At 69.5% G+C, this 9121-nt stretch carries 7 protein-coding genes; 5 read left to right on the top strand and 2 right to left on the bottom strand.

Annotated elements, in window-relative coordinates; genetic code table 11:
- Positions 1 to 104: 104 nt before the first annotated feature.
- Complete coding sequence (locus ABT245_RS26845) at positions 105 to 944, top strand: LysR family transcriptional regulator (RefSeq protein ID WP_351737814.1); 840 nt, start codon at positions 105 to 107, stop codon at positions 942 to 944.
- 248 nt (positions 945 to 1192) lie between these two features.
- Here the strand turns inward: ABT245_RS26845 and ABT245_RS26840 are convergent, their stop codons facing one another.
- Positions 1193 to 2380 carry a LacI family DNA-binding transcriptional regulator gene (locus tag ABT245_RS26840; protein ID WP_351737811.1) on the bottom strand — a complete coding sequence of 396 codons (1188 nt, stop codon included), beginning with the start codon at positions 2378 to 2380 and terminating at the stop codon, positions 1193 to 1195.
- A 210-nt stretch (positions 2381 to 2590) separates the two neighbouring features.
- Here ABT245_RS26840 and ABT245_RS26835 point away from each other — a divergent pair, with 210 nt between their 5' ends.
- The 4 genes from ABT245_RS26835 to ABT245_RS26820 are packed head-to-tail and all read left to right on the top strand — an operon-like array spanning position 2591 to position 6840.
- On the top strand, positions 2591 to 3889 hold the full coding sequence (locus ABT245_RS26835) for an ABC transporter substrate-binding protein (RefSeq protein ID WP_351737808.1): 1299 nt from the start codon (positions 2591 to 2593) through the stop codon (positions 3887 to 3889).
- A gap of 11 nt (positions 3890 to 3900) precedes the next feature.
- Positions 3901 to 4923 (top strand): carbohydrate ABC transporter permease, encoded by a 1023-nt coding sequence (locus tag ABT245_RS26830; RefSeq protein WP_351737805.1) that lies wholly within the window; start codon positions 3901 to 3903, stop codon positions 4921 to 4923.
- A gap of 1 nt (position 4924) precedes the next feature.
- Positions 4925 to 5758, top strand: coding sequence for a carbohydrate ABC transporter permease (locus ABT245_RS26825; protein WP_351737802.1), 834 nt, complete (start codon positions 4925 to 4927; stop codon positions 5756 to 5758).
- A gap of 2 nt (positions 5759 to 5760) precedes the next feature.
- Positions 5761 to 6840, top strand: a complete 1080-nt coding sequence (locus ABT245_RS26820; RefSeq protein WP_351737800.1) for a glycoside hydrolase family 130 protein — start codon at positions 5761 to 5763, stop codon at positions 6838 to 6840.
- A gap of 76 nt (positions 6841 to 6916) precedes the next feature.
- Here ABT245_RS26820 and ABT245_RS26815 read toward each other — a convergent pair whose 3' ends face one another.
- Positions 6917 to 9106 (bottom strand): polysaccharide lyase family 8 super-sandwich domain-containing protein, encoded by a 2190-nt coding sequence (locus ABT245_RS26815; protein WP_351737797.1) that lies wholly within the window; start codon positions 9104 to 9106, stop codon positions 6917 to 6919.
- Positions 9107 to 9121: the final 15 nt, after the last annotated feature.

The raw sequence follows: 9121 nt of genomic DNA, 5'->3' as shown, positions 1-9121 counted from the left end.
ACCGGCACCTGCGCCACCTGCCACCAGCCCCTGCCCCACACCCGAACCAGACACCGATCAGCCAGAACCACACCGACCTAACGGAGCCCTACTAGCCTGTGCTCATGGACATGCGCGAGCTGCGGTACTTCGTCGCCGTCGCCGAGGAACTGCACTTCGGCAGGGCCGCCCAGCGTCTGGAGATCGCCCAGCCGCCCCTGTCCCGCGCGATCACCCAGCTTGAACGGCGGCTCGGAGTCGCACTGCTGGAACGCACCAGCCGCAAGGTCACGCTCACCCAGGCCGGAGCCGTGCTCCTGGCCGAAGCACGCGCGATCCTGAGCGCGGTGACCGCGGCCGAGCGGCGCACCCGACGGGCTGCGGCAGCACATCCCAGCCTCGTCCTGGCCGTGAAATCCGGTACCGCCGGCGAGCTGCTGACGAAACTGCTCGATGCCTACACCGCGGAACCCGACGCGGCCACAGTCGATCTGCTGCTCTGCGAGGCACACCAGCACCGGCAACTGCTGCAGGACGGGCACGCCGACGTGGCACTGCTGCACCTGCCCTTCGACTCGGCGGCCGGACTCGACACCGAGACCCTGTGCACCGAGGGGCAGGTCGTGATCCTGCCGGCCTCGCACCCGCTCGCCGGCCGCTCCCACGTCAGGACGGCCGACGTCTCGGCACTGCCACAGCTCCCGCTGGCCCGCTGGCCCCGTCCTGACGGCAGCTACCCCGACGGGCCCGGCGCAGAGGTACGGAACCTCACGCAGCTCTTCCAGCTGATCGCGCTCGGCCGTACCACCGCGGTCATTCCCGAGTCGGCCGGCGCCGACCTGCGCCGGGACCTCATCGCCGTACCGATTCTGGACGCTCCGCCCGTGACGACAGTGATCGCCTGGCCACCGCGCAGCCGCCTTCGCACAGTCGCTGACCTGGTACGCGTCGCCACACGCCTTTGACATCGAACCAAGCGGACGGCACACCTGCGACAACCTCGGCCAGGCAACGGGCAGTTCGGCAATTGTCCGCCGGTGAGAGCCGCTCCCGATGCCTCTCGTAGGCGGGCGACCGGCGGCAGACCCTCACCTCGACGGGTCGGCACCGTGCCCCCGGGACATCGGCCGGGCATCGGCCGCGACACCCGTAACAAGTGGCGAGCCGCCGATCCGTCCGCGGGCGACGGCCGCCCCCGCTCGCGGCCCCCGGCTCAGGTCCGCGGAGGCGCGGTGCTCGCCCGCACCACGAATTCCACCGGCGGGAGCGCGGGCGCCTGGAACTTTCCTCCCTCGGTGAGCGGAACCAGTGCCTGCGCGGCGGCGCGCCCCCAGGCCGGCACGTCCTGGCGCACCGTCGTCAGCGGCGGCGCGATGCAGTCGGCCAGCGGGATGTCGTCGAAGCCCACCACCGACAGGTCCTCGGGGACCCGTAGCCCGCGGTTGGTCGCGGCGGTGATTCCGGCGATGGCCATCAGGTCGTTGGCGTACACGATGGCGGTCGGCGGCCGGTCCATGTCCAGCAGCTGGTGTGTGGCCCGGGCGCCGGCCGCACCGGTGAAGTCCGCCGCCACAGGAGGGATCTCGGGCAGGCCGGCATCCGCCAGCGCACTGCGCCAGGCGTCGAGCCGGGCCTGGGTATGCACATATCCCGCGGCGCCGCAGACGTGTCCGATCCACCGGTGCCCGAGCGAGCGCAGATGGCCGACCGCACGGCGTACCCCGCTGCCGTCGTCGACCCCGAGGGCCGGCACCCGGCTGCCGGCCTGCGGCGGTCCGACGATCAGTGCGCCGATGCCCAGCTCCGTCACGAGTGCGGGCCGCGGGTCGTCGGTGCGCAGATCGGTGAGGAACACGCCGTCGACCCGCCCGTCACGGGCCAGCCGCTCGTACGCCTGCCGTTCGGTCTCCTCGTCGGGGACGACCTGCAGTACGAGCGCGTAGCCGAGGGGGGCGAGGCCGGTCTCGATGCCGGCGACGAACTGCAGGAAGAACGGGTCGGTGCTCAGCAGTTCCGGCGGCCGGCGGATCACCAGGCCGAGCGTCTGGGACCGCTTGGTGGACAGTGCCCGGGCGCCGGCGTTGGGCTGCCAGCCCAGCTGGTCGATGGCGTCCAGGACCCGTCGGCGCGCCTGCGGGCTGACCCCGGGGCGGTCGTTGATGACGAAGGAGACCGTCGCCTTGGAGACCTGGGCCAGTGCGGCGACATCCCCGATCGTCGGCCGGCTGCCCCTGCCCCGGCGTACCGGCGCAGGCACCGCCTCGCGGGAACCGCCCGCCGACCCCGCCGCCTCGCGGGAACCGCCCGCCGACCCCGCCGCCTCGCGGGAACCGCCCGCCGACCCCGCCGCCTCGCGGGAACCGCCCGTCGGCCCAGCCGCTTTGCCCTGGCCCCGCACCATACCGCCTCGCCTTCCCACCGGCCCCGGGATGACGGGAGGGCGCCACCCCGGCTACCGAAACATCTCGCATCCATCCTTGACGCTCAGATATTAAACCGGTTTGATGACGCTGGTAACCCCGTGGTGATCATTTCGACGGGGCGGGCCGGCGGCGACGGAGGGGAGTCGCTTCGGACCCTCGACCACCCGCATGGAAGGGAGTTGGGCGCCATGAGGCGTTTTCCGCGCGTTACGGTGCTGGCCGCCGCCGCGGCGGTTGTCCTGCCATTGTCCGCCTGCGGTTCGGGCGACACCGGCGGCGGCAAGCCGACCTCGGGGCCGATCGACATCTGGTACTCGACGAATGAGCAGGAGCAAGCCTGGGCCAAGGCCACGGTGGCCGCCTGGAACGCCGAGCACCCCGAGGAGAAAGTCACCGCCAAGGCGGTGCCGTCGGGCAAGTCCACCGAGGACGTCCTCGGGGCCGCGATCACCGCGGGCAACACCCCCTGCCTCGTCTACAACACCGCTCCGGCGGCGGTCGCGGCATTCCAGAAGCAGGGCGGCCTGGTGAATCTCTCGGACACCTTCGGCGATGCCGAGTCCTTCATCAAGGAACGCTCCGGCGGCGCCGCGGACGGCTTCCGTTCCCCGGACGGCAAGTTGTATCAAGTGCCGTGGAAAACCAACCCGTTCATGCTCTACTACAACAAGGACGTCTTCAAAAAGGCCGGCCTGGACGCCGAGAACCCGAAGCTGAGCACGTACGACGATGTGCTGGCCGCAGCCAAGAAGATCAAGAGCAGCAAGGCGGCGAAATTCGCCCTGTATCCCCCGGCGACCAGCGACTACACCAATGCGCTGTTCGACTTCTACCCGCTGTATCTGGCCAACTCCGGCGGCACACAGCTGGTGAAGGACAAGAAGGCCACCTTCCCCTCCGAGGCCGGACAGCAGACCCTCGCCTTCTGGCAGCAGATGTATGCCGACGGCTACTCGTCCCCGGAGGCGTACAGCGGTGACATGTGGGCGGGCCCGTTCTCCGACGGGGTGGCCGCCATGGGCATCGCCGGGCCGTGGGGCAAGGGGCAGTTCGACGGCAAGGTGAAGTACGGTGTGGTGCCGCTGCCCACGGCCGCCGGAATACCGGCCGGCAAGACCTCGACATTCGCGGACTCCAAGAATGTCGGCCTGTTCACCTCGTGCAAGAACAAGCAGACCGCCTGGAAGTTCACCAAGTTCTCGATGAGCACGAAGAACGACGTGGCACTGCTGGAGAAGACGGGCCAGTTCCCCACCCGCAGTGACGTGGCCGCTGTCGCGAGCGGCTATCTCAAGGACAACCCCTTCTACCAGCCCTTCGCCGACGCGGTCCCGCGGGCGGTGGACGTGCCGAACATCGCCGGCTCGACCGATGTGTGGAAGACGTTCCGCATGGCCTGGGAAGAGGCGGTACTGCCCGGGAAGGGCGATCTGAAGGCGACCTTCGACAAGGCCGCGCAGCAGATCGACGACCAGGCCGCCGGCTGACGAGGCGCACCATGACATCACTCCGCGACAGTCGCGACGGCACCCGGGCCGCGGGTGATCCGCCCCGCGGCCGGCACCCCCGGCCATCGACCCGGCACACACCGCCGGCAGCCGCACACGAGCCCCGGATCCCGGGGCGGCGGCCCCGCGCCCCGCGGCTCGTCGAGCGATGGCTGGGCAGCAGCCCGCTCGGGCTCGTCCTGACCGCGCCGTACACCGGCTACGTCCTGGTCGTGTTCATCATCCCGTTCGGGGTCGGCGTGTGGATGGCCTTCCACGACTACTTCTTCACCGCGCCCGGCGTCTCCGTGCCGCACCCGTTCGTCGGCTTCGACAACTTCACCGAGGTCCTCGGCGAAGAGAACACCCGGCGCGCGTTCGTCAACCTCGGCTTGTTCATGGCGATCAACATCCCGCTGACCGTGGTGCTGGCGCTCGCGCTGGCATCGGCGCTGAATGCCGCGACCCACTGGCGGGGCTTCTTCAGGGTGGCGTACTACGTGCCGTACGTGACGGCCTCGGTCGCCACCCTCGCCGTCTGGCTGTTTCTGTTCAACGGCTCCGGCGCCGTCAACAACGTGCTCGGCTCCTGGGCCCCGGACCCGTCCTGGCTGGCGAACAAGCAGCTGGTGATGCCGCTCATCGCCGTCTACGTCACCTGGAAGCAGCTCGGTTTCTACATCCTGCTCTACCTCGCCGCGCTGCAGAACGTGCCCAAGGAACTGCACGAGGCGGCGCTGACCGACGGCGCGGGGCGCTGGCAGGCGTTCCGGGCCGTCACCCTGCCGGCCGTCCGCCCCGTCACCTCGCTCGTCGTCCTGCTGTCGATCATCACCGCGGGACAGATCTTCACCGAGCCGTTCCTGCTCACCGGCGGCGGCCCGAGCGGCGCCTCGCTCACCCCCGCGCTGCTGGTGTACCAGCGCGGCATCGAGCAGGGCGAGCCGGATGCCGCGGCCGCCATCGGGCTGATCCTCGTCACCGGCGTGCTCATCATCGCGACCGTGGCCCGGCGCGTCACGGAGAGGGACTGACATGGCCCGCACCCTGCGCATCCTGCGCCGTACCGCACTCGGCCTCGGCGCCCTCGCCGCGCTGCTGCCGTTCTACTACATGCTCATCGGGGCGCTGCAGAAGAAGCGCGACACCAGCCTCGGCGGTCTGCTGCCCAAGCCCGGCAACCTCACCCTGGACAACCTGACCGGCATCGACGACTCGTTCAGCCTGCTCACCGCCCTGACCAACTCCCTGATCATGACCGTCGGGGTGGTGGTCTGCACACTGGTCTTCGGCCTGCTGGCCGGCTACGCCCTGGCGATCCTGCGCTTTCGCGGTCGCGGCCTGGTGTTCGCGCTCGTGCTGCTCGTCCAGGCGATCCCGTTCCAGTTGCTGATGATCCCGCTGTACGTGATGGTGGTGCGCTACTTCGGCCTCGCCGACAGCTACGCCGGGATGATCCTGCCCTTCGCCATCAACTCCGTCGCCGTGCTCGTCTTCCGCCAGTACTTCCTGCAGATCCCACGCGAGATCTTCGACGCGGCGCGCGTGGACGGAGCGAGCGAACTGCGCATCCTGCGCTCGGTGGCCGTGCCACTGGTGCGCCCCGCGATCCTCACCGCCACGCTGGTGACCTTCATCGGCCCATGGAACGAATTCCTGTGGCCGTTCCTGGTGACCAAGGACCAGGAGATGCAGCCCCTCGCGGTCAGCCTGGCCAACTTCTCCCAGGCCAACTCCACCTTCCAGGCCAACCCCATGGGCGCCGTGCTCGCCGGTGCCTGCGTACTGGCGGTGCCGGCCGTGGTCCTCTTCCTGCTCTTCCAGCGCCACTTCACCTCTGCCAACCTCGGATCCGCGATCAAAGGCTAGGTATGACCCAGCGCAACACCGAAACCGCGCTCCCGTACGCCCTGAACCGGGTCGGCGTGCTCATGAACGCCGATCCCACCGATCCCCTGGAGGCCGAGGGCGTCCTCAATCCGGGCACCGCCTGGGGACCCGACGGCGAGCTGTACCTCTTCCCCCGCATGGTCGCGGCCGGCAACGTCTCCCGCATCGGCCGCGCCCGTGTCGTGATCGAAGACGGCGTACCGGTCGGCGTCGAGCGCCAGGGTGTGGTGCTGTCCCCGGACGAGGGCTTCGAGCGGGGTGCACACAACGCCGGCGTGGAAGACCCCCGCATCACCTTCGTCCCCGACCTCGGCGTGCACGTCATGACCTACGTCGCCTACGGTCCGCTCGGCCCCCGGCCCGCGTTGGCCGTCTCCACGGACACGATCAGCTGGCGCCGTCTGGGCCCACTGCACTTTGCGTACCAGCCGCATCTGTCCACCGACTTGAACTTCTTCCCCAACAAGGACCTCGTCTTCTTCCCCGAGATCGTTCCCGGTCCCGACGGCCGCCCGAGCTTTGCGATGCTGCACCGGCCGATGTGGGACCTGGACTGGCTGCGCGCGGGCGAGGGCGCCCCGGCCCCGGCCGGCATCGACGACGGCCGTCCGTCGATCTGGATCGCGTACGTCGACGCCGAGGCGGCCCGCCGCGATCTGTCGGCGCTGACCTCGCTTCGGCACTCCGCTCCGGTCGCCGGCCCCAAGATGCCGTTCGAGGTCGCGAAGATCGGCGCGGGCCCGCCGCCGCTGCGGGTGCCCGAGGGCTGGCTGCTCATCCACCACGGGGTGACCGGCCCGGTCGCGAAGGGCTTCGAACTCAGCCATGGCGCCGTCTACCGGGCCGGGGGCATGCTGCTGGACCCGGCCGATCCGGCGCGGGTGCTGGCGCGCTCACAGGAGCCGTGGCTGTCTCCGGAGACCCGTGAGGAGACCACAGGGACGCTCGGCAACGTTGTCTTCCCGACCGCCGTCGAACGCATCGCGGGGACGGTCTATGTGTTCTACGGGATGGCGGACAGCGCGATCGGCGTGGCCGCTCTGGAGCGGACCGCGGACTGACGCCTCTGACTGAACCGGTGTGCGGCCGGCGGCTTCTCGCCGACGGCCGCACACCGGTTCCTGCCTGGGGAGCACGTCACCTGAGAGGCTGCGTCACCGTCTTGCCGAGGTTCGGGCCGGTGCCCAGCGGGAAGCCGGCGCGGCGGGTGCGGCCGGGTGCGGCGAGGACGACGGAGACCGTCAGACCGGGCTGGTCGGGGTTGGCGACGCTCACCACGGCGAAGCGGCCGTGCTCGTTGAGCATGACGAGGGCAGGCTGATCGACACTCAGCGTGCGGCCCGATCCCAGGTCGAGGGAGCCCGCGGCATGGAAGGTCGCCATCGTCAGCCGCAGCCGCGGGTGGCGGACCGCCTGGACCTGCTCGTCGTTGCGCAGGATCCGGACGGCGGGCTTGGCCGCATAGGCGCGCACCTTCGCGGGTGCCGCGCCGGGCAGCACGACGTAGGCGTACTCGGCGCCGTCCGGGGCGGTGCCATGGTCGAAGAAGAGCGTGAAGGCATTCCGCTTCACCGGATCACGGTCGAGCCAGCTCCCGGTCTGCTCCTTGTTCGACACCTTCAGCGGCCCGCCCTCGGGGAAGACATAGCCGATCTCGTCGTTGTACGCCCATGAGGCCCGGGTGGCGGCAGAATCGGTCCCCGGGCGCACGGCCTTGCCGCCGACGGAGGCATTGGACCGGGCCGCGCCCTGGTTGACGGTCGTGTGGACGGCGTACTCGGAGGTGGAACTGATGCCCGCGCCCAGCGCGACCATCTCGTCGTCGAAGTAGAAGTAGCTCTTGCGCCCGGTGGCCGAGGACCGGTCGAGGCTGAAGACGGCGGCGCCGTAGCGCCCGTCGCAGACGCCGCCGGTGAAGCTGCCGGCGTTGCGCTTTCCCGACTGGGACATCACCTTGACGTACGGCGCGGTGACACCCGGGTAATGGAACCAGTCGAAGGCGGGTACCAGGTCGTCGTATTCCCGGTTGGTGACCTGGATCGAGGTGGCTCCCTGTGCGTTCCAGTCGATCTCGTTGCCGACTTCGGGCCGGAAGGTGGAGCGGTACTCGCTGCCGACCATGCGCGGGGAATTGATCCTGGTGAAGATTCCGTACCGGTCGCGCAGATGTGAGGAGAACTCCGAGCGCCAGAAGTACTTGTGCCCGGTGACGCCGTTCTCGCGGGTCTTCCCGCGGATGTTGTCGGCCAGTTTCCTGTACGCCGCCGAGTTGCCCTCGTCGGCCCGCACCATCCGGTCGAGCGGCTCCAGGAAGTCGGCCGCATAACTCGTAATGCCGTCAATGGTGTTGGGGGGACGGTACCCGAGGTACATCATCCCGATCTCGCCGCGGATCAGCCAGCGGGTCCCGTCGAGGATGTAGAAGGCGACGGCGTCGATGTCATCCGGGGAGAAGGCGAAGCCGGTACCGCGCGCCACATCGGCCCAGGCCGCGACGATGGTGAACAGGGCCATGCCGTAGCCCTCGCTGTAGAGCTGCGCCCCATGCGCCCAGAAGGACGAGTCGATCTGTACGGCCTCGGCGACCTTACCGCTGCGGTCGACGGCGATCGTCTGCGACATGGTGGCGTAACCCTGCTCGATGTCGGCGGTCACGCGCTTCGCGACGGCCTCGTACAGGTAGTTCTCGGTCCTCCAGGAGCCGTTCGCCCCGGCCGGGTCCAGGCGGCCGGTGTTGTGCGCGTAGGTCACCTCCCGTGCCCCGGCGCCGAGTTCGTCGCCGACGAAGATCGACACCCGGCCCATGGCCATCGACTTGCCGATCTCGACTTCCCACCAGTTCTTGCTGGTCGGTTTGACACCGTCCCAGTGGAGCAGTGCGCGGTTCAGGGCCTCGATCAGCTCCGGCCTGCCGTAGCCCGCGGCGTCCGGATCGCGGTAGGCGTGGGCCATCGCGATCATGCGGTACAGCGCGTGATACGGCGACCAGACCCGACCGTTGGCGGAACTGGTGGTGTCCTTGTAGTCCACATCGGGCCACGAGCCGTCGGCACGCAGGGACTCGGCATAGGCCAGGGCCTCGGACGTACGGGCGAGGAAGATGCCATTGGCGATCCTCACCTGGTCACCCTGCGCCAGAAACCGCTGCCGCAGGCGTTCGACGATGAGCTGGATGTCATCCGTCACGGCTTGACTCCCACTGGCTTCGGCAGCCCGTGCGAGAGCCGGCACCGACAGCGTCAGTCCGGCGACACCGGCGGCGAGCCCGAAGCCCTGGAGGAGGACTCGACGTCGATCGGGCAGGGGCGCGACTCCGTTATCAGTCATGTGGACTCCTTAGAC

It is taken from the genome of Streptomyces sp. NPDC001508 (genome assembly GCF_040298665.1).
Lineage (GTDB): Bacteria > Actinomycetota > Actinomycetes > Streptomycetales > Streptomycetaceae > Streptomyces.
Note: the sequence above shows the minus strand (reverse complement) of the source record. Positions and strands in the feature narration are given on the sequence as shown.